Annotated in this window: 21 protein-coding genes; 5 read left to right on the plus strand and 16 right to left on the minus strand. The window is 47.9% G+C overall.

Annotated elements, in window-relative coordinates; all coding sequences use genetic code 11:
• Positions 1–17 precede the first annotated feature (17 nt).
• Genes F459_RS0115915 through F459_RS0115935 form a run of 5 tightly spaced genes read right to left on the minus strand, consistent with a single transcriptional unit; the run spans position 18 to position 4465 of the window.
• Positions 18–569 carry a DJ-1 family glyoxalase III gene (locus tag F459_RS0115915; RefSeq protein WP_020613708.1) on the minus strand — a complete coding sequence of 184 codons (552 nt, stop codon included), beginning with the start codon at positions 567–569 and terminating at the stop codon, positions 18–20.
• A complete protein-coding gene (locus F459_RS0115920; RefSeq protein ID WP_020613709.1) occupies positions 569–1633 on the minus strand; it encodes a 3-deoxy-7-phosphoheptulonate synthase in 1065 nt (354 codons plus the stop codon). The genes F459_RS0115915 and F459_RS0115920 overlap by 1 nt, the downstream gene beginning before the upstream one ends.
• Positions 1630–3336, minus strand: coding sequence for an AMP-binding protein (locus tag F459_RS0115925; RefSeq protein ID WP_020613710.1), 1707 nt, complete (start codon positions 3334–3336; stop codon positions 1630–1632). Before F459_RS0115925 ends, F459_RS0115920 begins: the two co-directional genes overlap by 4 nt.
• Positions 3333–4118 (minus strand): MBL fold metallo-hydrolase, encoded by a 786-nt coding sequence (locus F459_RS0115930; protein ID WP_020613711.1) that lies wholly within the window; start codon positions 4116–4118, stop codon positions 3333–3335. The genes F459_RS0115925 and F459_RS0115930 overlap by 4 nt, the downstream gene beginning before the upstream one ends.
• A 2-nt stretch (positions 4119–4120) precedes the next feature.
• Complete coding sequence (locus F459_RS0115935; RefSeq protein WP_020613712.1) at positions 4121–4465, minus strand: arsenate reductase family protein; 345 nt, start codon at positions 4463–4465, stop codon at positions 4121–4123.
• Between the two features lie 106 nt (positions 4466–4571).
• On the opposite strand from F459_RS0115935, the gene asnS reads away from it, so the two are divergent.
• Positions 4572–5960: an asparagine--tRNA ligase gene (gene asnS / locus F459_RS0115940; RefSeq protein ID WP_026295068.1), complete on the plus strand. Its 1389-nt coding sequence runs from the start codon at positions 4572–4574 to the stop codon at positions 5958–5960.
• On the opposite strand, the gene F459_RS0115945 is transcribed toward asnS, so the two are convergent.
• Genes F459_RS0115945 through manA form a run of 5 tightly spaced genes read right to left on the minus strand, consistent with a single transcriptional unit; the run spans position 5957 to position 11498 of the window.
• Positions 5957–7813: a TRAP transporter large permease gene (locus tag F459_RS0115945; RefSeq protein WP_020613714.1), complete on the minus strand. Its 1857-nt coding sequence runs from the start codon at positions 7811–7813 to the stop codon at positions 5957–5959. The two genes, asnS and F459_RS0115945, sit on opposite strands and share 4 nt — an antisense overlap.
• Complete coding sequence (locus F459_RS0115950) at positions 7810–8805, minus strand: TRAP transporter substrate-binding protein (RefSeq protein ID WP_020613715.1); 996 nt, start codon at positions 8803–8805, stop codon at positions 7810–7812. The genes F459_RS0115945 and F459_RS0115950 overlap by 4 nt, the downstream gene beginning before the upstream one ends.
• Before the next feature lies 1 nt (position 8806).
• Positions 8807–9835 (minus strand): TRAP transporter TatT component family protein, encoded by a 1029-nt coding sequence (locus F459_RS0115955; protein ID WP_020613716.1) that lies wholly within the window; start codon positions 9833–9835, stop codon positions 8807–8809.
• 3 nt (positions 9836–9838) lie between these two features.
• Positions 9839–10288 carry a YaiI/YqxD family protein gene (locus tag F459_RS0115960; RefSeq protein WP_020613717.1) on the minus strand — a complete coding sequence of 150 codons (450 nt, stop codon included), beginning with the start codon at positions 10286–10288 and terminating at the stop codon, positions 9839–9841.
• Complete coding sequence (gene manA / locus F459_RS0115965) at positions 10272–11498, minus strand: mannose-6-phosphate isomerase, class I (RefSeq protein WP_020613718.1); 1227 nt, start codon at positions 11496–11498, stop codon at positions 10272–10274. The genes F459_RS0115960 and manA overlap by 17 nt, the downstream gene beginning before the upstream one ends.
• Positions 11499–11613: 115 nt before the next feature.
• Between manA and F459_RS0115970 the strand changes: the two genes are divergently transcribed.
• From F459_RS0115970 to F459_RS0115980, 3 genes are all read left to right on the plus strand, one after another.
• Positions 11614–12819, plus strand: a complete 1206-nt coding sequence (locus F459_RS0115970) for a galactokinase (RefSeq protein WP_020613719.1) — start codon at positions 11614–11616, stop codon at positions 12817–12819.
• Between the two features lie 43 nt (positions 12820–12862).
• Positions 12863–14530, plus strand: coding sequence for a diphosphate--fructose-6-phosphate 1-phosphotransferase (locus tag F459_RS0115975; protein WP_020613720.1), 1668 nt, complete (start codon positions 12863–12865; stop codon positions 14528–14530).
• Between the two features lie 66 nt (positions 14531–14596).
• On the plus strand, positions 14597–17125 hold the full coding sequence (locus F459_RS0115980) for a hypothetical protein (RefSeq protein WP_245540198.1): 2529 nt from the start codon (positions 14597–14599) through the stop codon (positions 17123–17125).
• A gap of 15 nt (positions 17126–17140) precedes the next feature.
• Here F459_RS0115980 and F459_RS0115985 read toward each other — a convergent pair whose 3' ends face one another.
• The 6 genes from F459_RS0115985 to F459_RS0116010 are packed head-to-tail and all read right to left on the minus strand — an operon-like array spanning position 17141 to position 22925.
• Entirely contained in the window at positions 17141–17956 is an 816-nt protein-coding gene (locus tag F459_RS0115985; RefSeq protein ID WP_245540199.1) for a MurR/RpiR family transcriptional regulator, read from the minus strand.
• 23 nt (positions 17957–17979) lie between these two features.
• Positions 17980–19026 carry an SIS domain-containing protein gene (locus F459_RS0115990; RefSeq protein WP_020613723.1) on the minus strand — a complete coding sequence of 349 codons (1047 nt, stop codon included), beginning with the start codon at positions 19024–19026 and terminating at the stop codon, positions 17980–17982.
• 6 nt (positions 19027–19032) lie between these two features.
• Positions 19033–19920 carry an ROK family protein gene (locus F459_RS0115995; RefSeq protein WP_020613724.1) on the minus strand — a complete coding sequence of 296 codons (888 nt, stop codon included), beginning with the start codon at positions 19918–19920 and terminating at the stop codon, positions 19033–19035.
• Between the two features lie 2 nt (positions 19921–19922).
• The gene (locus tag F459_RS0116000) at positions 19923–20768 is read right to left on the minus strand and encodes a carbohydrate ABC transporter permease (RefSeq protein WP_020613725.1); all 846 of its coding nucleotides are present in this window, start codon (positions 20766–20768) and stop codon (positions 19923–19925) included.
• 9 nt (positions 20769–20777) lie between these two features.
• Positions 20778–21656: a carbohydrate ABC transporter permease gene (locus tag F459_RS0116005; protein WP_020613726.1), complete on the minus strand. Its 879-nt coding sequence runs from the start codon at positions 21654–21656 to the stop codon at positions 20778–20780.
• Complete coding sequence (locus tag F459_RS0116010) at positions 21657–22925, minus strand: ABC transporter substrate-binding protein (protein ID WP_033301919.1); 1269 nt, start codon at positions 22923–22925, stop codon at positions 21657–21659.
• Positions 22926–23194: 269 nt separating this feature from the next.
• Here F459_RS0116010 and F459_RS0116015 point away from each other — a divergent pair, with 269 nt between their 5' ends.
• Complete coding sequence (locus tag F459_RS0116015) at positions 23195–25276, plus strand: methyl-accepting chemotaxis protein (protein WP_020613728.1); 2082 nt, start codon at positions 23195–23197, stop codon at positions 25274–25276.
• Positions 25277–25288: the final 12 nt, after the last annotated feature.

The following is a 25288-nucleotide window of genomic DNA, read 5'->3' on the forward strand; positions in this document are numbered from 1 at the left end:
AAGGAGAAAACATACAACTATTTTTGTAAGGTATCTTTAGCAATCTGAGTTGCCACCGTGCTTCCTGCAAGGTAGGAGATTAAGGCCAAAGCAAATTCCGCGGCAGTACCAGGCCCCCGACTGGTTATGAGGTTGTCATCGACCACCACCCGATCGGCACAAAACCTTACATCGGAAAAATGCTTTTCAAATCCGGGATAACAGGTGGCTTTTTTGCCTTTCAAGACTCCAAAAGCTTCAAGAGCCACTGCAGGTGCCGCACAAATAGCCGAAACAAGTTTGCCCGCTTCCATAAGATCGGTCACAAGTCGACGGGCTTCACCGCTTTCGGCAACATTCGCGGCTCCGGGCATACCTCCAGGAATAATGACGGCATCATAATCGGAACTCTTCACCTCGCTCAGCAAACAATCGCATCCCACAGTAAGGCCGTGGGAGCTGGTTACCTGCTCTCCTGCTACGCCAGCAACACAGACATCAAGTCCTGCCCGGCGAAGAAAATCGATAGGAGTAGTCGCTTCAACCTCTTCAAATCCGTCGGCAAGTAGTATTACCGCCTTCTTGTTCATCAATGTGCCTCCTTCAGCCTCTTTCTGGCCGTTCTTAGCATATCTTCGGTCTCTTCCCAGCCGACACATTCATCGGTGATGGAAATTCCATATTTCAGTTCATCGGGGGAGTCGGAAATATCCTGGCAGCCCTCTTCGATATTGCTTTCGATCATCACTCCGCGGATAACATCCTGCCCTCTGACAATCTGATCGATAACAGAACGGAGTACCCGGCGCTGCCGTACCTGTCGTTTGCCGGAATTTGCGTGACTGCAATCGACAAAAACCGCTTGAAGGAGTCCCGCCTCCTCTAAAAGACGCTGGGCATGTTCGACATCCTCTTCATGGTAGTTAGGGCCGCTCCTGCCGCCCCGCAGAATGAGATGGCAGACGTCATGCCCCGTCGTATGGAGAATACAGGTATTACCATCCTGATCAATTCCGATGAAGCTTGCAGGCTGTTCTGCCGATTGCATGGCATTGACCGCAAGCTCGAGACTGCCGCTGGTACCATTTTTAAAGCCCACAGGCATCGATAGCCCGCTTGCAAGATTCCTGTGTGTCTGGCTCTCGGTGGTCCGTGCACCGATGGCCGCCCAGCTGACCAGATCATCAATGTATTGGGGAACAATAGGATCGAGCATTTCACTTCCTGTCGGCAGCCCCATCGAGACAATATCAAGCAGAATCTGCCGTGCAAGATTCAAACCGTAGGCAATGTCATAGCTTCCGTCGAGATAGGGATCAACAATCAAGCCCCGCCATCCTATTGTGGTTCGTGGTTTTTCAAAATAGACACGCATCACTACATAGATAGCGTCGGAAACCTCATCGGCCAACTCTTTAAGCCGTTTTGCATAATCGATGGCGACATTGCGGTCGTGTATGGAGCAGGGGCCGACGACTGCTAAAAGCCGTTTATCCTTCCCGGTTATGATATTTTTAATGATTCGCCGGCTTTCAATGACCGTATTCGCAATCGCAGGGGTTAAGGGGTACTCCCACTTCAGTTCTTTTGGACTTATGAGAGGAACCGTAGAGCGAATGTGAAGGTCATTGATTCTCTGATCGTTCTCGTTCAATGCTTTTCTCCGTCTTCCTTTTCGTTGCCTTTATTGTGCCGCTTTGTCTTACCACTGTAAAGATAGCGCTTGATCTTTTGGGTCGGAGTTTTTTCAAAGGGCTCATGTTGTTCCAGCAGATCATGTAACTTGGAAAAGGAACTCAGGCGCTTATTCGCCATAATCTTCAACTCGTTAAGGTATTCACCGACGTGATGGGAAATGTCTCCGGCAGAGTCTGCAAGATGGCTGAATGCTTCCTTGATTTGATCATAATCGACGTGGACTCGTGCGAAGATCTTCCCTTCTTCTTCAAAAACCAGTGAATCCGTCACAAAATCGAATTGGTTGATAACCGCCTCAATCGATTCCGGATAAATATTTTCACCGCTTGGACCAAGAATCATGTTCTTGCTTCTGCCCTTGATGTAGAGAAAGCCGTCTTTGTCAAAGACTCCGAGATCCCCGGTACGGAACCATCCATCTTCGGTAAAGGCTTCAGCACTCTTTTTCTCGTCACGATAGTAGCCAATCATGACATTCGGCCCTTTTACAAGAATCTCTCCCTCCCCTGTCACAGGATCCAGATCTCCAAGTTTGACGACAACCCCGGGAATGATTGTCCCGGTCGAGGTATATCTCGTTTGTGAGGGGGAACAACCGGCTATAAGGGGACTCGTTTCGGTGAGACCGTAACCGATCGCATAGGGGAACTGTGCTTCCCGAAGAAATTTTTCAACATCGGGAGCAAGGGCCGCACCACCAATACCGAAAAAATAGAGCCGCCCGCCGAAAATTTTCATAAGCTTTTTTCCGGCAATACGGTTGAGCATTTTTCGAAAGGGAGGAATTCGATAGAGAAATTTTACGGCCGCCTTTTTATTCAAAAGAGGCAGAATGCTTTGACGATATATCTTTTCGATCAAAAGAGGTACCGAAAGCATCAGAGAGGGCCTAATCTCTTTCAGTGCCGGTAGCAGAACACTCGGAGCAGGCGGTCTATCGAGATAGTGGACATGGGCACCCAACATCAAAGGAATAATCATTCCAATGGTACATTCATAGGTATGACTTAAGGGAAGAATGGAGATGAGGGTATCTCCGGGCTTGATACCCGGAATGGGGCTGGTCGCAAGGGCATCAAAAACAAGGTTCCTATGGCTAAGCATCACGCCCTTCGACTGGCCCGTCGTACCTGATGTGTAGATGATCGACGCCACATCATCTTCTTTTGGAATATCTATCCCCAGATCTTTCTCACTTTTTTCCTCAAATGGCTTCAAGTCGAAGGGAACGGACGTCTCGTCCTCTTTCAGAAGAGAAAAATCTTCGATAAAGATAATCACAATTCCCTTTTCTGATACACGTTTCAGTTTCGGATAGAGCTTTCGGGAAACAAAAACGGCAGAGACTCCGGCATGGATGAGAATATTGACCATGTCGGAAGGAGGAAAATCCGGAAGGATCGGAACGGTAACAGCCTTCATTCTGGAGACTGCAAAATAAGCGAGCCCCCAATTCGGCATATTTGCCGAAACGATGGCGACTCGATCACCGGGCCTAATGCCAAGCTCTCTCAGTGCCGCCGCCAATTGCAAACTTTTTTCGTCAAGTTCACGGTAGGTAATCGTCCCCCCCTTGATAAAGGAAAGGGCCGGACGTGTATCGTATCGTCGTGCAGATTGTTTAATGAATTCCCGAAGCGTGAGTGTATCGAATGTCATAGGTTTCGTTCCTCCCAATTCTCCGCGGCGGCGGGCACAAAACGTTCACCTTTTTTTAGAATTCGGTAACGCCCCTTCCACTCGAGACTCTCTTTCACATGATGCGCAAGGAGTTCCGGATTATTGCTGTTCCCGGAAAGATGGCAGAAATAGACCGATGAAAGCATAGACTCGGGAGAAAGGTTATTCAGAAACTGAACGGCAGCACTATTCGATAAATGTCCTTTATCTGATGCAATACGTTTTTTAAGGAACCGTGGATAAGAACAACTTTCAAGCAATGTCTCATCGTAGTTTGCTTCAAGAAACAACACATCCGAAGATTCTGCATATCTTGTCATGACTTCCGAGGTAAGCCCCGTATCGGTCAGAATCGTAAACGTTGTTCCGGCAAGGGTAAAATGGTAGCCCATCGAATGCGGGGCATCGTGACTGGTTGGAAAGGCTTCGAAGCGTAAGGCTCCGGTTTTATATTCCCGACCGGTCCTGATATCGAGCTTCTGTTCAATATCCCCCTTAATATAGCGGCCGAGATCAAGTTCACCATGAGCTACCACCGGCAGATGATAACGACGGGACAGTGGTGCTACTCCCCTAAGATGGTCATCATGAATATGGGTAAGAAATATAAATTTTAATTGCGATAGATCGAACCCCGAAGATTCCGCACGCCTGGTCAACTCCTTAAGAGAAAAACCGTTATCGAACAGAAAAGCTTCTCCATCATGCTCGAACAGATAGGCGTTCGCATTCGATCCGCTCCCGAGAATCGAATAACGCATCGCTACCCCTTTTCCCGACGGACAAACTCACTCCATACATTGGGAGCATCCCCGCAGACAGCACTACCGGCGGCACGCACTACCGGCGTCTTTAAAAGCTCGGGATGCTCAAGGATCTCTTCAAGGGGATCATACTCCCTCCACTGATACCCCGCCTTGCGGTAAAAATCACCGTCACTATCGATAAGTTCCTCGGGAGGAACCGATTTAGCTATATTCGAGAGTTCTCCGGGAGAAAGCCTGTGCGTTTTCAGATCAAAATCCTGGAAGCCGATACCACGCTCACTAAAAAAACGTTTAGCCTTTTTTGTGGCACGACATTTCTTACTGCCGATTATCTGAATCATGATCGCTAAACTTTATACTTCGAAAGAAGAATTTGCAAGGGAAGAGTGCAAAAAGGCGATAGCGAACATTTGACCAATAGCCGGGAACGTGGTACACAATATTCATATGAAAAGAACACATCGAATCACCACCATTCTTTCTATGTCACCTGGAGAGCGTTTAACGGTATATGGATGGGTCAGAACCAAAAGGGACTCGAAAAATGTCTGTTTTCTCGAGCTGTCCGACGGTTCCTCCTTTCGAAATCTTCAGGTTATCATCGATAAGGCAGAGGAAGGTAAAAGTTCGGTCATCGATAGCATCACGACAGGTGCAAGTGTGGAAGTTACCGGTACCCTCGCAGCCTCCCCGGGGAAGAATCAGAGTATCGAGCTTCAGGCCGACACGCTGAAGCTCATCGGAGAAGCCCCTGTTGACACTTATCCGCTTCAGAAAAAACGTCATTCATTTGAATTTCTGCGGGAGATCGCCCACCTCAGACCGCGAACGAACACCTTTGGGGCCGTCACACGGGTGAGAAACCAGTTATCCTGGGCCGTTCATCGTTTTTTTCAGGAGCGGGGTTTTATCTATGTTCACACCCCGCTTATTTCCACCAGCGACTGCGAAGGCGCGGGTGAGATGTTTCAGGTTACAACCCTTCCCTTGGAGAATGTTCCGCTGAAGGAAGGCCAGATCGATTATTCTCAGGATTTTTTCGGCAAGAGAGCCAGCCTTACGGTAAGCGGACAGCTTGAGGCCGAAATCTATGCCTCCGCCTTTTCGGACGTCTACACCTTCGGCCCCACTTTCCGTGCGGAAAACTCCAATACGACTCGTCATCTTGCGGAATTTTGGATGATCGAACCTGAAATGGCTTTCTGCGATCTTGTGGGTAATATGGAGCTTGCCGAGGCCTTTCTGAAAAATATTCTATCATCGGTCCTTGAACATTGCAGCGAGGACATGAAATTCTTTAATCAATGGGTCGAAAAGGGTATTATTGACAGCCTTGAAAAGGTCATTGATACGCCCTTTACCCATATGAGCTATACCGAGGCTGTTCAGGCCCTCAAAACAGGCAAAACGAACTTCGAATTTCCCGTTGAATGGGGATCCGACCTGCAGTCGGAGCATGAACGCTTTTTGACCGAAACGGTCTGTAAGGGGCCGGTGATAGTAACCGACTATCCCAAAGAAATAAAGGCCTTTTACATGAAGCTTAACGATGACGGAAAGAGCGTCGCGGCCATGGATGTGCTTGTTCCCAGACTTGGGGAGATCATAGGAGGCAGCGAGAGGGAGAGCCGGCTCTCGGTACTTGAGCAGCGTATTCACGACACGGGGTTGAATCCTGAAGAGTACTGGTGGTATCTTGATCTTCGTCGTTTCGGTACGGTTCCCCACTCCGGTTTTGGACTTGGTTTTGAGCGGCTTATTCAGTATGTCACGGGAATGCAAAACATCAGAGATGTTATTCCGTTTCCCAGAACGGTCGGCAACGCCGCCTTTTAGCTGCCGACAAAGATAAGGCTGAGTGCCGGTATATAGGTTATCAGTAAAACAGCAACCAGCATCACAAGGAAAAAGGGAAGCACCGACCGGTATATAGTCGGGAGGGGCTTCCCGAATCGATAGCTGGCAAGAAAAAGATTCAAACCGACAGGCGGCGTGAGATAACCGAGTTCCAGATTTGCAAGGAAAATGATTCCAAGATGTACAGGATGTACTCCGAACAGCTCTCCCAAAGGGAGGATGAGGGGGACAACCACCATGATCGCCGAAAAGATATCCATGAGACAGCCGGTTATCAAAAGGCCGATATTAAGTAAAAGTAAAAAAAGCAGCCGGGAGGAAATATGGGCTTCCATCCAGGCGGCGAGCTTCATGGGAATTTCCGCATCGACAATGTAATAAGCAAGGCCCCGACTTGATGCAAGAATAATCAGCACCCCTCCGATAATAGGGACACTTTTTACTAGGACCGATGGTAATCTGCGAAGCGAAATATCTCGATGGATGCACATCTCAACGATGAGCGCATAGAGTAAGGTGACAGCCCCGGTTTCCACTATGGTGGCTATTCCCGTCAAATAGGGAACAAGCACGACAAGCGGTAAGAGCCCTTCCCAAAGCGCATTACCTATGACACGCAGGACAGGTCCATGGTCGGACTCCTTTACCATTACCCCTTTGGATGATGCCCGGAAGCCCATGAACGAGACCATGACTACCATGATCACGCCGGGAATAATGCCTGCCAAAAACATATCACGAATACTGATTTGGGCGACGACTCCATAGAGGATGATGGGCAGGCTGGGAGGAAAAAGGAGACCGATACTTCCGCTGCCGGTGAGTAAACCGTCGACAAAGCGTTCATCAAAGCCGTTTTTTCTAAGAATAACCGACAAAAGACCACCGAGGGCCAAAATGGTCACCCCGGAAGCGCCGGTAAAGGTCGTAAAAAAGGCACAGACAATAACAGCCACCGCGGCCATACCGCCGGGAAGTCCCCGAAACAGGAGATGAAAAAGGGCAATGAGGCGTTCACCCGCCCCACTTTCGGAAAGGACAAAACCGGCCACGGTAAATAAGGGAATTGCCGCAATGGTCTGGGCGGTCAACATCGAATAGGATTCGATCGGTACAACCTCAAGACTGCCGAAGGATTGGGCAAAAAGAAGCAGGGCCCCACCGCCGAGTACGACAAAAAGCGGCACGCCCAGAAAAGCAGCGAAGATAAAAAGTATCAGCAGCAACGGTACCACGTTTTCCGCCGCATTGTAGTAAACCTGGACAGCAGTATCGATAAAATCCAAGGGAACAGGGAAAAAGGCAAGCAGGTTTGCCACCGCAGGCAGGGCGAGAAGCGTCCCGCAGACGATTGCTGTCACGCTGCAAAAAAACACAGGGCGGGGGCAGCGGTCATCCCCAATGAGACGGGAGATAAAGCCGAAGGCCATGAAAAGATAGCCCAGCGGCATGATGAGGATGATCAGTCGTGTTGGAATAACCCCCACCATAGCATCGGGACCGAAGGCTATAAGTAACATCGAGAGACTAGTCCAGGCAAATGCAATGGAAACGGCGACGGAAATGAAGGTCCCCGCAAGAGAAATAGCAAAGGCCTTTCTACCTTTAAGAATATGGGCAACGGCAGAAATGCTTAGATGATCGCCATTGATCGCACCAGCGATCCCTCCGAGAAAGGTAAGAATGAGCACAAGGTGGGTAATATAGTCGGATGAAGCGGTAATCCCCCTGCTGAAAAACAGACGCAGGAGGATTTCAGAAACAGGAAGGGCGACGAGCAGGAGGATCGACAGACCGGAGATATAGGAAACGACGCGTTCTATTCGTCTCATTTTTTCCTGTACTCTTCAAGATACGCCTGAATCTCCTGCAGGACATCTCCTGAGTAATCCTTATCCAGTCCTGAGGAATAGGCATGGGCGATTTCCTCTTCCCACAGCTCCCATTGCTGATCGCTTAAGGTATGGACCACCAGACCGTTTTCCTTCATGATCGACATTGCCTCCTCCTCAAGCTGGGTAGAGCGCTCGTACAGGGGCTTGATATGCTCCTGGGCCGATTCAAGGAGCCGTATTCTAAGCGATTCCGGTATCCGCTTCCAGCTGCGGTCACTGAATACGAGAGCACCGAGCAGCGGAGAAATCGGATATTCAAGCATATGGTTTGCAACGCCGAAGACCTGGTAGGCCGCTGCCGCAAGGGGGCTTGTGAAGGTTGCCTCAATCATTCCCCCCTGAAAAGAGCTGAGCCAGTCTATCGTGTCGACGGGCAGAACCCTGTATCCCATATTTTTCCATATCCGTTCCATTCCCTCTTGTCCCGGAATGATCCCCAGACGCAAACGCTTTAGATCATCTGGGGTAATGACAGGTTTTGTGGAGAAAAATTTTATCCAACCGGCCATGGTCCAGGTAACCAGTTTGTACCCCTTCTCGCTGACGATCTTGTCGAAGGTCGGTTCCATCCTGGGGACAAGATAATCATACTCATCGGCACTGCGGATAATACGGGGAAGGCTCATAATGAAAAGATCGGGGCTGATGATATCAAGTCCGATGGAGGTGAGAACCACACCGTCGAGCTGCCCTACCCTCATCTTTCTGATCATGGCCTCTTCGTCGCCCGCAATTCCTCCGGCATAGATTTTTATACTGAGGCGGCCATCGGAAATTTCTTCCCAGTCTTCAGCGATCTCTTTCAGGGTCTGGTCCCATGGACTTCCGGCTGGTGCTATACTTCCGATTTTTAAGGTCAGAGCGGGTAGACTCATCACGGCAAACAGACAATACAGAACGGCAACACCAAACATGGTTTTTCTTTTCATTTTACTCCTCCGATTGTTCATCGGGAATAACGACAAAAAAATCCTCGGCATGAGCAAGAAGCCACCGAGCCTTCTCCTCTTGAAGGGTATTTACCAGCCGGGAATCAGGCCACTTTTCCATATCGACGGCGAGCCCCTTTTCAAGCATAGCCCGAAACCCCTCGTAATCCTGCTGTGGAACACAGACACCCTCGGCATAGGCGACAAAAGGGCTCACAAGTCCCTCTTCACCCAGCTTAAGCGATCGTTCAAAATGATGATATGCGGCTCGGTAGGGATCGCTGATTGGATCAATCCCGAGGCCGTGGTAATAATCGGCCTCCCATGTCCGAACGGGGTCGTCGGAGGGAGCCACATTCGGCCGATAACGCATCGCTTCGGGCAGAGCGGGAAGCACAGCAATGGCAAGCTCATGAAGGGCTCCGTAATTAAAGCCTTCGTCAAGACAGAGTGCCCGCACAAGAAGGGCATATGCGGTGGGGGCCTCCGCCATTCGCCTCATATTGAAGCCTTCGGCCGAAATTGCCCCAAACCATCCGGCGGCAGCCCAGTAGAGATCCGAAACATCTTCCTTCGAACAGTTCCCCAGTGCCTCGTCGTATCGTTTTTCATCCAACAGACGAATGCATCCGTCGTGCCGCGTTTCAAGGGCTCTTAATGCATAATCGCGTCCCCTAAGATAGAGAGAGGCGGCACGCTGTAGCATATGGCGCTGCTTTTCCCACGAGGATTCCATACTGGCAGGAAGCTGACAAAAGGCATTGGCATAAGAGACAAACCCCTCACCAGCGGCAGAAAGAAGGGCCGGATGGTCCGGATGATCGACTAATAGGGCCTCGTACATTTTCAAGGCAAAGGGCAGCGATTGTGCTGCCAATTCAGGATCGCTTTCGCCGCTAAAAACCGTCGAACTTCCTGCTCCGGTTAAGGCGTCTATTGCCATTTCCGTAGCAAATTTCGAAGGGGAGCAAGCCGTCACCAGGGCAAGAAGCAGAACTACTAAAAAAACAAGATCAAAGGTTTTTTTCATGATTTACCCCTTGTTATGTTTTGCCAATAGGGTATCAAAGGCATTTGCAAATGGAGTGTAATGTTGTTCTCCACCCTTTTTTTGTGTGGGCATGATACCAGAAAATCGCAATTCGGTCATGATATTTCTCATGCTTACCCGTTCGGCGATATTCTCTTTAGTATAGACCGATCCATCGGTATCAATGGCTACGCCCCCCCGTTCAACCACCCTCGATGCAAGGAGAATGTCACGGCTGATACAAATATCCCCGGCTTCACATTGCTGTACAAGGGCATCATCCGCCGAATCGTCCCCCTTTCCTACAAGTACCATCTCCTGATTGGAAGATTCTACATCAGGCAAAAGGCGGTCGGCAAAAAAAAGAGCGGGAATCCCCAAGCGCTCGGCCGCCCGAATCACAATGGCACGAACATTTCTCGGACAACCGTCAGCGTCAACTAATAATTTCACCCAAAAGATCTCCAGGCAGGGTGGCTATATAGGCTTGCCCCTCTCCTTTTATCTGCAAGCCGCAAGATGCAGGAAGGAAGAGACTCTGTCCGCGTTTTGCCTCCACTGAATCCGCTTGCCCCGATACTCGAAACAGAAGATGCCCCTTTGTCACCAAAACGACCGCAGGGAAACGGCCTTCAATGGTTGCTTCGCCGCCGTCGAACCGCTGCAATTCAAACTCTTGTGCCGGCGTTTGGTAGCGGAATAGCCCTGTATTCGACTTGACCGGCGTAAGTATTGCAGGGGTGGCAGAAGAAAAGATGAGCACCGATTCAAGTTCATTCATATCGATATGTTTGTGTGTAAGCCCTCCCCGAAGGACATTATCGGAGTTTGCCATAAGCTCGACGCCTACCCCTTCCACATAGGCGTGAAGCAGGCCTGCCGGTTGATAAAGGGCCTGACCGGGAGCCAAGCGGATTACATTAAGATAAAGCGGTGCCGATACGGCAGGATCATCGGGATAATAGTCGATAAATCTACGAACAAGAGCAGCTTCTTTTTGCTTTCCGTCAAGAGGCCCTCTTTCTTCCCTCGCCCAAGAAGCGAGAGCATCGGTAAGTTCTTTGCTATCCTCTTTCTCAAGATTAAGAAGGGCCGTAAAAAAGGAGGAAAGAGCATGTTCTTTTCCCTTAAGTAAAGGGAGGAGTTTTTCTTCCGCCGTACGGCTTTTTAAACGTGAAAAACCGTCGATAATTTCGCTTCGATCACGAAAGCCGCACATGGCGGTAAAAGGAGTGAGGGCCGCTATGATTTCCGGTTTGTGATTTCTATCGCGATAGTTGCGGTGAGGGGCGTCAATGGGAATTCCGGCAGCTTCCTCTCTGGCAAATCCCGCCTCCGCCTGTGCTTTATTAGGATGGGCCTGAATCGAAAGAGGCGTCTTTGCCGCAAGAACCTTAAAAAGAAAGGGCAAACGCCCACCATATTTCCCATTAATCCCGGAGCCGAGAAAAGCCTCGGGATTGGTACTCAAAAGATCTCCCAATTCCTCGAACTTCCCCTCATTAGACAATACCTTACTCGGACCGCGGGGATGGTCCCCCATCCAGAGCTCGGCAAAGGGGCGGCCATCGGCTTTGATCCCCAAAAGCTCGGGGATAGCCGTCTCTTCCCCCCAGGGATAATGCTGTACAATATTCTGTAGAAAATACGCATCACACTTCATACAACTAGTGTATACCGGTCCTCAAGAGATAGTCAAAGGGAGGGCCCTTGCCAGAAAGGGTAATATCGCCCCATACTGTAGAAACAAAACCCGAAACAACAGGTAGGAATCAAAGATGACGTCGAAAGGAAAGCTGGATACATTATTTGCAAACCAGTTCCGTCGAGAAAGCAGCTGTTTGGTCGTCAGCCCGGGAAGAACGGAACTTTGCGGTAATCATACCGATCATAATCGAGGTAAAGTCCTTGCTGCGGCAATAGATCTTGCCAAGACGGCCGCCGTTGCGGCGAGGGACGATATGCGGGTTGAGATCATCACGGAGGGGTTACCCGAACGGGTAGACCTTATAATCGATAATGACGAGCCGCGAAAAGAGGAACAAGGAAGCTCCGCTGCCCTTGTACGGGGGGTTATTGCAGCCCTTCACAGGAAGGGCTTTAAAACGAAAGGTTTTTCTGCCTTCGTTCGCAGCAGAGTGGCTCTTGGTTCCGGTTTAAGCTCTTCGGCAAGCTTTGAAGTGCTCATTGCAAAAATCATCTCCAGACTCTTTAACAACGACACTATCGATCCCTTGACCATGGCCCTCGCTGGACAAGAGGCGGAAAATCGTTTTTTCGGAAAGCCCTGCGGCCTTATGGACCAGATTGCCTGTTCCTACGGCGGTATTGTGTCCGTTGATCTGGAATATCCGGATAAGCCGATAATCGAATCGGTCGACTTTAGCTTTTACGACCACGGGTACACCCTCGCCGTGATTCATACGGGGGGTAGTCATGCCGATCTTACCGGCGATTATGCGGCGGTTCCCCAAGAGATGGAGGCTGTCGCCCGTTTTTTCGGAAAAACGGCATGTCGCCAGTTGTCGCGAAATCAGATTTTCGAAGAGCTTCCATCCCTTCGAAAATCGGTTGGAGACAGGGCTGTATTGCGTGCACTCCATTTCTTCAACGAAAATGCGCGTGTAACAGAAGCCGCTGAAGCATTAAAAAAAGGAGACATGCAGGAATATCTTTCGATCATACGGGCTTCTGCCAAAAGTAGCCGGGATCTGCTTCAGAATATCTATTCCCCATCCAAACCGGAGGAACAGAATATCTCCATGGCTTTGGCCCTTGCCGAAGAGTTGATTGATAATGATGGAGCCTGCCGGGTACATGGAGGAGGCTTTGCCGGAACCATCCAGGTCTATGTTCCCAACGACCGATTTTCCTTTTTTCGAGAAAGGATGGAGCATTACCTAGGAAAAGGAAGTGTCACTCCCATCTTAATATCCTCAACGGGGAGCGATAAACTTGACCACCAACCGTCGACCGTCGTATAAAAATAAAACGCGTACGTAATACATCAATCCGAGGAGTATCCAGATGAATATTTCACTACTACAGAAAAGCCGATATGGCTATAAGCCTGTTCTCCCGAAGGCGCTTTCAGGTGATCTGGGCACGTTAAAAACGGTGAAGGGAGAGGCAACAGAGTCGGTTGCCAATCAGAATGAACTGAAACAACTCTTTCCCATAGGCTACGGAAAGCCAATCGTTACCTTTGAACCCGGCGAGGGCAGTGTCACTTCAAGAGCCTTAAAGGTGGGTGTCATTCTTTCCGGAGGACAGGCCCCAGGCGGACATAATGTCATTGCAGGACTCTACGACGGTTTGAAGAGATGTAATCCGGAATCGAAGTTGTTCGGCTTTCTCGGAGGCCCCTCAGGGATTCTGAATGATAAAGCCATTGAACTTACCGACGGGTATGTCGACCAGTACCGCAATACCGGAGGATTCGACATTATCGGTTCCGGCAGAACAAAACTGGAAACCGAAGAGCAATTTGCCCGCTGTGCGGAAGTTTGTAAAGCCAGAGGCATAGAGGCCATCGTTATTATTGGAGGTGATGATTCCAATACGAACGCTGCAGTTCTGGCCGAATACTTTGCAAGGCAGAAACATGACCTTTCGGTGATTGGTGTTCCTAAAACCATCGATGGCGATCTGAAAAATGAGCAGATCGAGGTAAGTTTTGGTTTCGATACCGCTACAAAAACATACTCCGAACTGATTGGTAATATTGAACGTGATGCAAACTCTGCCAAGAAGTATTGGCATTTTATCAAGTTGATGGGGCGATCTGCCAGCCATATCTGCCTCGAGTGTGCCCTCCAGACACACCCAAGCATCGCTCTTATCAGCGAAGAGGTCGAAGAGAAAGGAATGACGCTCAATGAGATAGTCAACCAGATTGTCGATGTCGTTGTGACAAGGAGCAAAGAGGGTGAAGAATTCGGCGTTGCCCTTGTACCCGAAGGGTTAATTGAATTCGTTCCGGAGATGAAACACCTTATTGAGGAGCTCAATGATCTGCTGGCTCACCACGAGGAACATTTTTCTACCCTCAGGACCTTTGAGGATCAGTCCGAATGGGTAAATAAGAACCTTTCACGAGACAGTTCCTATGTCTTCTCCAGCCTGCCGAACAATATTCAACGCCAGCTCCTCATGGACAGAGATCCCCACGGAAATGTACAGGTATCAAGAATAGAAACCGAGCAGCTGCTTATTGAAATGGTTGCGGATAAGCTTGAAGAGATGAAGCACGACGGCAAATATGCGGGAAAGTTCTCTACACAGCACCACTTTTTCGGATATGAGGGGCGTTGCGCCTTTCCCTCCAATTTTGATGCAAACTACTGCTATGCCCTTGGTTTCAATGCTGCGATTCTTATCCGGGAGGGCCTAAGCGGCTATATTTCCTCCATCAGAAACCTCGGAGAGCCAGCCTCCGAATGGGTTGCAGGGGGAATTCCTCTTACCATGATGATGAACATGGAGCTTCGGCACGGAGAGATGAAGCCTGTTATCAAGAAGGCTCTTGTCGATTTATCGGGAGCTCCTTTCCGAACATTCGTCGCACACAGAGATGAATGGGCGATTAAAACCAGCTTTACCTACCCCGGCGCAATCCAGTACTACGGGCCGGACGAAGTGTGTAATAAGCCTACTATTTCCCTAAGCCTCGAGGCGGGAAAAGAGCTTATCTGATACCTATGATAAAGGGCGGTTTCAACTGACGCCGCCCTTTATGTGTTATATATAATTAATATTATTGTGATACTACGTCGTTTTTTTCCATACCCCATTTTGATGTTTTCACTTCTCATTTCACTCCTCTGTTTTTCCTGTGCAACAAGGTATCCCAATGCCTATCTCGATACCTCGATGTACAGAATCGAACAGGACCGAAAAAGCATCGAAGAAGAGGAAGGGCTTTCGTTTCCGTTGTCGGAAAAACAGTATCTGGAAGAGGACATAAACGGACACTTGCCTGAAACTATTTATATAAAGACCCGTACGCAAACCTTCAATACCAATTACAATTTCATTCTCGTCGACGGCCGCATCTACTATAAGTCGAAAGATGAGGAAACAAAGCCGACGAATTGGGCCCTTTTGACAAAAACGGGATTGCCACACAGACGTTTTTCCCTGAATTTTCATCATGCATCACGAATTGTGGAGATTTCGGCGGACGCCGATGAACTCATGGCCTTGTCCGATGAAGGAGTATTCTACCGCATCAAACTTGGCTACAGCCTCCGGCAGAGGAAAGAAAGATGGTATGATGTTCAGGGGTGGCCCTACCAATCACAGTTAAAGATAAATCCCCTTGTCGTGGGAAACCGCGCTTGGAGCATCGGTATCCGTAACGATCAGGTCCTTTGGTACGAAGATATCTATCACAATCAGCATCACTATGGGACCATGGGGATCAACACCATCTACGTTCTCGGAAAAGAAGGTCAAGAAATACGATTTGCAGATACAGGATTGCCTAGTGATTTCAGTCATAATCTTCTTGGCCCGGAACGGGGAAGTTTTATAGCTGAATCAATCAGTGCAAGTGCATCGACCATGTTCCTTATAAATGCGGCCGGAGAGATGTATACCCGTTTGGCGGATTTCGACACCATCGGGAGTGATCCGATGTTCTATAAATATACCTATGAGAAACAGGATTTCGGTATAGCAGGTTCCGATTACCGTTCCAATTTCACCCCATGGGCCCTGCCCTCTGAGCCTTGGCAAAGGCAGCCGCCCATCAACCTGTCGGAAGGGGCACGTCTATCCCGTCGCATTACGATACTTCAGACCGGAAGGGGAAATGAAGCCCGCGAACTGCGTGTCGCGGGAAGCAATGCTGCGGGAGAAAACGGATATTATTATAAGATGCTCACCGATCAAACATGGTCTTTTCGAAAGGCCCCGCTCTTTTTGTCGGAAGAGGATTTTCTTGATGATCAACTGGTTCGTAAAGGAAGTGCACCTCGGGGGATTAGGCAGGAGCATGCCTTTGAGGGCAGATTGTGGACGAACAATCTTCCGGATAGCGAATATACCTTCTCCATTCCCGATTTTTCGATTCAGGAAGGATCCTGTCATCTTATTATCCTACGGGGAGAAGAGTCTTTTACCCTCGTTCTTCACCCCGTAGAGATGTGGACCTATCTCAAGAGATATAATCCTGGCAGAGACGGTACCGCGAAGCTTTTTTTTATCACCACCGAGGTCTCCACAGATTATGAAGCCTTGTCTCCGGAATTTTCGGCAATGATACGGGACTATATTGCACCCGAAAGCCTACAGCTTTTTGCTTATGTTGCCGAGGCAACAAGCGATTATGTGCTCATAAAACCGAAAACAAGTCGTAATCAGCACTCCTATCTTTTTTTGACAAAATCGGGTGAAGAAAAACCATATAACCCCGAGATTATAAGAACGGGAGCCGAAGGAGATGATACGTTAATCTCCCGCTATATGTCGGAGGAACTAGTTCTCAAGGATCCTCATCGTGTGGACATACGGCGGAGAAGCGAGGTCGAAAAAAAGCTTGCCGAAAATATCGAGTATCGGAAAACCCTTGATAAGGCGCTGCGGTTATTTCGCGGCTATGCAAGAAGTTCCGATCTCTCACGCCTGGCCTATTCGGCCTTTGACGGACTATCATTCATCACCTTTATGCAGCATATCGATTTCCCCAAAATTAAGACCTTGACCATGTTCGGTGAACCGATCATGGAGAACAACCACAATCTCTATACCGCAATGGCCGAGAATAAGGATTGGCTGTACGGGAATATCATAGAGCTTCTTGATTTGCGCATAGCTGCGTATCGAGATCTGTTGGAAGATTTCGACGATAATAACTATACGGCAGCTGTTTCGCCCCATTATGCAGAGGACTATATCGGTTATTTTCATAAGCTTGGAATTCCTTCTTCAACACGAGGTTCCCTCTTCCTTTCCGATGGTACAACGGCACAAGGCAAGATATTTCCGATCTCGCCTCTTTTTCCGGGATTTCTTATCGTTAACGATGATACGTCGGACCTTATTCTTGTTGAACTGATAAAACCGGGACAGGCAATCTCGCATCTTCTTCAGGACGAGCAAAGGGAAAAGGTCCTCAAAACGAAGGTCCGCTTTTATCTTATGCATGCCTCCGATGGGGCAGAAACAGCGCTTTCCTCATTGCAAGGTGCAAGCGGATGGATTGAATGGGACGATAGTCACCTTACCGTTGTACAGCGAATTTCTCTTTTAAAGGCGAAACGGGTGTTTATCGCCTTTACGCACTGAAATCACAAATCAATCTTATATCTGCTTATCGGCAACGGCATCATAGGTGAGCTCAAGGGCTTTTCGCACTTCCGGATAGTTTTCGTAGAGTAAAGTCGTCAAAACCTCGATAAGAAAATAAAAAGGCAGTCGGGTACTTAATTCCGCCTGAAGAGCCGGAATTTTGATCGCCGTAATCATACTGCAATCCGACAGTTCTATTAATGGCGATTTTATATGGTTTGTAAACGATACAATCCTCGCCTTCGCTTTTTTCGCCAGCTTCACTGTCTCCAGAATTCCCTTTGTTGCTCCCGAAAAAGAAAATACAATCAGCAAATCTTCAGGACTTAATAAAGAAACCCGGTACGCCTGGACATGATCATCAGCATCAAGCGAAATGTTCCCAAACCCGAGTCGCAACAACCTGTACACAAAGTCCTGCGCCATAGGAAACGATCCGCCGAAACCGATCACAATAATCTTTCGTGCCGATCTAATATGCTGTGCCGTCTCGAGCAGAGCCGCCTCATCGGTATTCCGAACGGTAATATTCAGTTGTTTGATTACTTTTTTCCGATAGCTTTCGAGAAAAGAGCCGTTATCGCCTTCTTTTATCTGTTCAACATGATTATTTTCAGTTGCAAGACGAATTTTGAAATCCTGAAACCCAGAACAGCCGATTTTCTTACAAAAACGAATAATGGTTCCATATCCGACTCCGCTTTCTTCTATAACTTCCGTAATGGTTTTAAATATGATCTGCGGATTTCTTTTAATATAGGTAATTAATTTCTGCTCAGTCGAACTAAAAACATTCGACTGAGTCTCAATCTTATCCCATAAAAGCATATCGTTTTTATAGCACAGTTCCATTATTCTGTCTTTGTAACTTTGCTGCTATATTTGGGAATACCCGCTTTGGGGTTCTTTTTGCACGCATAGGCAACCATGAGCTCCTGAAATGTCGTCATTACCCCAAGTGCTGCCGCAATATCATTTCCAACAGGACAGTGAATAGTGATGGCATGGTCTAAAGGAGTCATGCCGGAGGAGTCTATCACTATCAAGGCACAGGAACTTTTTTCAACTATTGTGCTTAGACTCTTGGCCAGTGTCCCTGCCCTTCCGCTTTGACGAAACAGAACCAAAACACTATCCTCGGAAAGGACCTCTACCGGACCATGTCGCAGTTGGCCGGCCTCATTGCAGACAATAGGCTGGCCACTCAACTCTTCCAGGCCAAGAGAAAAAAGATGTGCAAGTCCGGAGAATAAGCTTCGTCCTGTAACAACAATGTGTCGTTTCGCATATAGTACGCCTAATGCCCGTTCCATCGCCGAAAGATCGGATTGTGCAAATGCAATAGAATTCATAACGGCCTCTTTACTGACGCCACCAAGCTCAAGGGTAATATATGCCATGACAGCCAAGGAAAGGGTAACGCTTCTTGTGCCGGCATATGCAAGCTCGGCGCCTCCCGATGCCACTATCACGTTAGTCCCTTTTGCAATGGAGCTTTCTTCACTTAGCGTTATGCCGTAAACCTCTCCATCGGAAAGTAAATTCATACATTTAACAGTCTCTATGGATTCTCCTGATTGTGATGTCAGGATCACCAGCCGGTCATTGATGGCCACCGGACTATAAAGGAATTCCGAAGCGGTCATTGCCCAGGCTTCAACGCCGCAGGCTCGTAATTGCAAGGAAAATATCTCATTAACAAAGTGTGAAGCCCCCATGCCTAAAAGGAGCACCTTTTTCCGCTCTTGAATTCTTGCCGCAAGTTTTGCCATCTGCATATGCTGTTGCCTGTAGGTCTGTACGGCGTCCGCCGCCTGCTTATTCATCTCGACCAAGAGCGATTCGACTCCTGTCGTATCGGCAAGGAGCATTTTATACTTGTTCAATAGTTCGCTCATTTTTTATCATTCCTCCGTGTATGCCATTAATGCAGCTCCATAACATCCTGCCAATGATCCCTTACGTGCCGGTATCAATCTCGTTTTCCCGTATGTTTGAAGCAGGCGTTCAAGCAGACAATTAAGGTCGGGAATAATATATTCCACAAGCAAGTCCTGTATTCCGCCTCCGATGATGATGATTTGGGGATGAAAGATGATCGAAAGCCCCAGCACGGCATCGGCCAAGGCCTTAACCAAACGTTTTCGGAATTTCTCTTTTTCTTTATCTGCACCCTGGGTCCGTAATACATCCTCCGGAGATGACGCAAAGCGCAATTGTGCATCCCTATTTATTGCGGTTCCCGACAGGACATTCTCCAGGCATGCAGTTTTTCCGCAGTAACAGGGGATATCGGCATCAACGCCTACCGGGATGTGGCCGATCTCGGGATGCACTCCGCCTGGAAGGCGAAAGATTTTTCCATCAAGGCGGATCGAACACCCGACCCCAGTTCCGAAAGTCAACATGATAGAGTTGTCCGGTGAGACATTCATGCTCGCAATTTCTCCCACATGGGCCGTATTCGCATCATTCTCAAGCAGGACGGGAACCTGCAGGCGTTCCCGAAGAGCCATAGTGAGGCTGTGTCCTTCAAAGCCCGGGAGGGTATAGGGATTTTCAATAACACCTGTCTTGATATTGAGCGGCCCGGAGCAACCAATACCAAGCGAACAAAGCACGCCTCCGGAGTTCTTGAGCATCGTACCTATCTCTTCAGAAATGGTATCAACGGCTCTCTCCATTCCGTCTATCGAACAGGTTGGAAAGCTTGTAGTATCAACAGGCTGTTTTTCGGCATCAAGCAACATGCATTTCATTGATGTTCCGCCTATATCCAAACCGGCATACACGTTCAATCCTTTACGCCTCCCATCATCAAACCTCTCACAAGAGAACGCTGAAGAAGCAACCCTATGCAGACCGGAGGAAGCGACGCCAAAACGCCCCCTGCGGCGATAAGGTTGTAATTTGATTGTCGACCAGAAGCAAGATTGGAAATTACAACCGGTAGGGTAATCGCATTTTGACTGTTGGTATAAAGCATTGCATAAAAATATTCATCCCATGCCATGAGAAGCGAAAGAAGTGCAACGGTACCGAGTGCCGGAAGTAAAAGAGGCAAGACAATAAGTGAAATTCGCTTGGTAAAACCTGCCCCGTCAATGATGGCGGCCTCCTCTAAGTCATAGGGAATGGTATCGATATTTTCTTTGATAAGCCAAACGCAGAAAGGAAGGATGATTGTGCAATACACAAGAGCAAGTGAAAGAGAATTATCCAACAATCCTATTCTTGAAAGGATGCGGTATAAGGGCAGCGCATATGCAATAGGCGGCAACATAAAGGTAAAGATTGCAATCTTGAGAATGATATTTTTCTTTCCCGGATAGCGTGAAAATACCCAGGAAGCGGGAATGGTAACAAATATGGAAATAATGACCGCCGCTAATGCAGTTTTGAGACTATTTCGAAGGCCGTAGAGAAAAAGCGAGCCTCTACTGTTTAGCCCGACTAGCAATAGTCTTTTATATGATGTGATATCAATTTTCCCGGGAATCCAGTGGAGGGGTTTTGTGGTGAGATCTGCAGATGAACTCAGCGACATGATGATCAACCAGAGAAAAGGTAAAAGAATATACATCACTAAAAGGATGATGGCAGCATACTTCAAAACGATGAAAAGTTTATTGGTCCGCATGGTACTATCCTATGATGATCGTTTTGTCGTGAGTACACGAAGGTACATACATATCAATATCATGATCAGAGCGACCATAATAATTGCAAAGGCAGAACCAGATCCCATTCGCGAATTGGTGAAAGCCTCCTGATAAACGAAAATACTTCCCGACCTTGTCTTATTTGCAGGCCCTCCCTTTGTCATAATGTAGATGATGTCGAATACCTTGACGGTTTCTATGATGCGTAAAACAAGGGCAACCTGAAGAGAAGGTATGATATGAGGCAGTGTTATATAAAAGAAACGCTGGCCGGCCCCTGCCCCGTCGATCTTTGCAGCTTCGATTTGTGACAAGGGTAATGTTTGTAAGGCGGAAAGCGTGATCAAAGCCACCAAAGAAAAATTCTTCCAGACATCGGCAAACATAATCGACGGTAAAGCCCTATCGGCATTGCTCAGCCAGCTGGTGTACTCTTTCATAATGCCAAGTTGAAATAGTAGGGAATTCAGTGCTCCATATTCTGGATTATAGATCAATCTCCACATGATGGCATTTACGACAGTAGGAACGGCCCATGGTAAAATGAGTAGGGCCCGTACAAGGCTTCTTCCTATAAACGGTTGGTGAACCAACAACCCGACAGATGTTCCCAGAACCATTTCGGATGTGACAACAACTAAGGCAAACAACAAAGAAACTTTTAAGGAGCTCAGGAAACCATCATCGTGAAAGGCATCTACAAAGTTTTGCCATCCAACGAAACCGGCAGGTTCAAGCCCCATGAGCGTCGTATCCGTAAAGCTGAGAAAAAATGTTTGCAGCAAAGGCCATCCTATCATTGTCCCCATGATTACAACCATGGGGACAATAAGTACATTGCACTTGCGAGCTTCTGCGATACTCATTTATTTAATTTCCGAGATTTTCTGCACTGCCTCCTGCAGGGCCTTTTGTGGGGGAATGTCACCATAAAGTGCAGACTGGATATACTGCTGCAGAATAGCACTTGCTTCCTGATAATTGGGCTCACTGGGACGAACATTCATAATCGAGAAAGCCTTTTTTGAGGCCTCGACCAACAGTTCCCTCCCTTCACGAAGCTTAGGATCATCATACGAGGCCGTCCAGACGGGGAGCTGAAGATTGGAATAGGTATCCTGCACATCCTTACTCGACAGATACAAAATGTACGCTAAGGCTTCCTCGAGATGAGGCGATTTAGCTAAAACGCTCAAGCCCATCGAACCGCTCATCGCAGCAGATTCTTTGATACCGGAGGCCCCCGGTAAAACCATGACTCCCACATCTTCTTTTTTCAGGCTACTCTCCTTTGGGTCGGTCGCCAAAGCAAACATATACGCCCAGTTCAATGTAAATGCCGCGTCTCCGCTGGAAAAAACGCGACGTACATCTTCTTCCAGATACTCAAGCGAGTTAGGATTTAATAATCCGTTCTCCTTCAATTGCAGAAGAAATTCCAGGGCTTGGACTCCTGTAGTATCTAAAGTGTATTTCCCGTTTTTATCTTGAAAGGAAGCGCCATAGGCTTCCAGAAAATTGGAATAGACACACATGAGGGCCTCTGCCTGGGCAAGACTAAAAACGAAGGGGTATTCTACAATCCATTTTTCCTTCAAAGCCTTGCCCATGGCTACCATGTCCTCGATACTGGTAGGCGCTTGCTGAAATCCCGCAGCTTTCAGCATTGTCGTATTGTAGTAGAGGTACATGGTATCGAGAAACCAGGGGACCCCATACACTTTTCCTTGCTTTGTCGTAAAGTTCCAGCCGCCAGCCAGACCCCCCTTTTTATAAGAAGTAGGTATTTGATCGGTTATATCGCGTAACATCCCCTTGGAAACGTATTCGGCGAACCATATATCATCTACGAGTACCGCATCGTAGGGTCTGTTCGACCCATATGCAAGGAGGGTTTTATTTCTCAATTCCTCGTACGGCACAAACTCTGTATACACCTTGATATTCGGATGTTCCTTCATAAAATCGGCTGTCATATCATTTACGTTTTGTTCCGAATAGGCGGCCTGGGCCATCCCCAGGAACCTCAGCTCAATCTGCTCAGGCCCCTGAGACTCTTTGGAGCCAGTCGCGAAAACAGGAGAGAGAGCAAGCGAGCAAAGCAAGCAGACCAGAAATAAACCACCCTTTTTCATGGAATTTCCTCCTTTGGATTTTGATGCACCAATCAAAAGAAGTAAAAACACACTTTTATCGAAGTGTATTTTATATCCACAATATTGTATTGTAAAGGATAATATATCCATTAATTTTTTATGGTGGTTTTTCGATACCATCTCCAAAAAACTTGCGGAAACAATCATGTACGTCTTATACTTTTGTATACTTATTTTTACTTCCGCAAAGGTCTCACTCCAACATATGGATGGCCGATCTACGGATAGTTACTTCATGGAGTGTGGATATGTACTCAAAGCATGCGACAATTGGAAACAAGCTCATTCTGGTCATTACATTATTGCTGCTGGTAATCTGTGGAGGCATGGGCTGTGTAGCCTATCTCAGTGCCGCAAAAGAGATAAAATCAAGTGTCTCGGAATCTCTTGAGGAGATTGCAACGGATTCCGCCAGGTACATTCGTACGGTAATCGACAATAAGCTGCTCGAAATCGAACTTCTCGCAAGTCAGGAGGCACTACGCAGCAACAACTGGACAGAGCAAAAATCTATTCTTAAGGACAAAGCAACTCAACTCGGGTATTTGGGGATGGGAATTGTCGGGCCGGATGGCACAGCACACTACCCCGACGGCAGTAACGCAGATCTCAGCGACCGTGAATATATCAAGAAGGCCTTTACCGGAACAAGCGTAATCTCCGATGTGATTATCAGCCGAGTCACGAAGCAACCGGTTATCATGTTGGCAACGCCAATCAAAGATGTAAAAGGAACGATCTCTTCGCTTTTGATCGCCAGACTCAGCGGTACCATTCTTTCCGACATTGCAGAAAAAGTCTGTTATGGTGAAGATGGATATGCATACATTATAAATAATCAAGGTATACTTATTGCCCATCCCAATAGTGACTGGGTCATTCAGGAACGGAACTTTTTGAAAGAGGGAAAGAACAATCCCGAATTTAAACGCCTATCTGAAACGATGGAGCGCATGGTTTCAGGAGAAACGGGCTTTGATGAATATCCCTTTATGGGGGCCGTTCGTTTCTTCGGTTTTGCACCCATCGGTAAAAACGGTTGGTCCATAGCCATTGTTGCGTCACGTAAAGAGGTTATGAGGGGGACAATAGTGATGGCCAAGAGAATGATCGTTCTCTTTCTCGTTTTTCTCCTTGTCGGGATAACGGCGGCTCTCTTCTTTGCAAGGGGAATCAGCAGGCCCATACAGAAGGTGATGCGTACCTTAAAAACGGTAGCCGAAGGCGATCTAACGCAAAAAGTTTCCGTAAACACCGGGGATGAAATCGGCCTTATGAGCAGCAATTTGAACAGCACCATCGATAATCTTAGCGAAATTGTCTCTACCATTCGAGGCAGCGTGGAAGAAACGCAGGGGTCGATTCAGGAACTGCTTTCAGCAATGGATAAGGCCAAAATTTCTTCCGACGATATTGCTTCTCTTGCCGAGAAGGTAAAACAAGCAACCATGAAGCAATCAACGGTGGTTCAGGAGGTTTCATCCACCATCGAAGAGATCAGCCAGACCATAGAGGCACAAGATATAAAGATCAATTCGCAGGCGGCCAATGTAACGGAAAGCTCTGCTGCCATCAAACAGATGATCGTCAATATCCAAACCATTGCAGAGGGCCTGGCGGCCACCTCGAAAGAGTTTGAGAGGCTGAACGAGGTTGTCTCATCGGGGAGAAGCAATGTACACGCACTTAAAGAGATTATCACCAACCTTTCAAGCCAATCGGAAAGCATTGTTGAGGCAAACGATACGATCACCAATATTGCATCACAGACAAATCTTCTTGCCATGAATGCAGCCATTGAGGCCGCTCACGCCGGTGAAGCGGGAAAGGGGTTTGCAGTGGTCTCGGATGAAATAAGAAAGCTTGCGGAAGTTTCCAACCAGCAATCCCATGTCATATCAGAGGGGCTGACGCTCTTCCGCAATGCAATTGTCTCTTCTGTTTCCGTATCGACGGAGGCACAAAGCTCTTTTGAGGCCATTGTCGAGTCCGTGGGAAAGGTGACACAGATTGAAAAGGAAATACAGGCTTCCCTTGACGAACAAGCGGGGGGAAGTTCTCAGGTATTGGAAGCTTTATCGGATATCAGCCAAATTACGGAAGAGGTTCATGCCGGTTCAAACGAGATGCTTACAGGCAGCAGATCCATTCTTCAGGAAATAAGCAAACTGGTGGAGATTTCCGCCGACGTCAAGGAATCGGTTCTGGCCGTAGCGGAAAAATCGAAACAGGTGGATATCATTGTTCATCAAGCCGTCGACCTGTTGCATTCCAGTAATACCGGTATCGCCTCAATGGAAGAAAAGGTATCGCTCTTTAAGACCTGCTGACAGGATCTGACA

The organism is Sediminispirochaeta bajacaliforniensis DSM 16054 (assembly GCF_000378205.1).
GTDB lineage: Bacteria > Spirochaetota > Spirochaetia > DSM-16054 > Sediminispirochaetaceae > Sediminispirochaeta > Sediminispirochaeta bajacaliforniensis.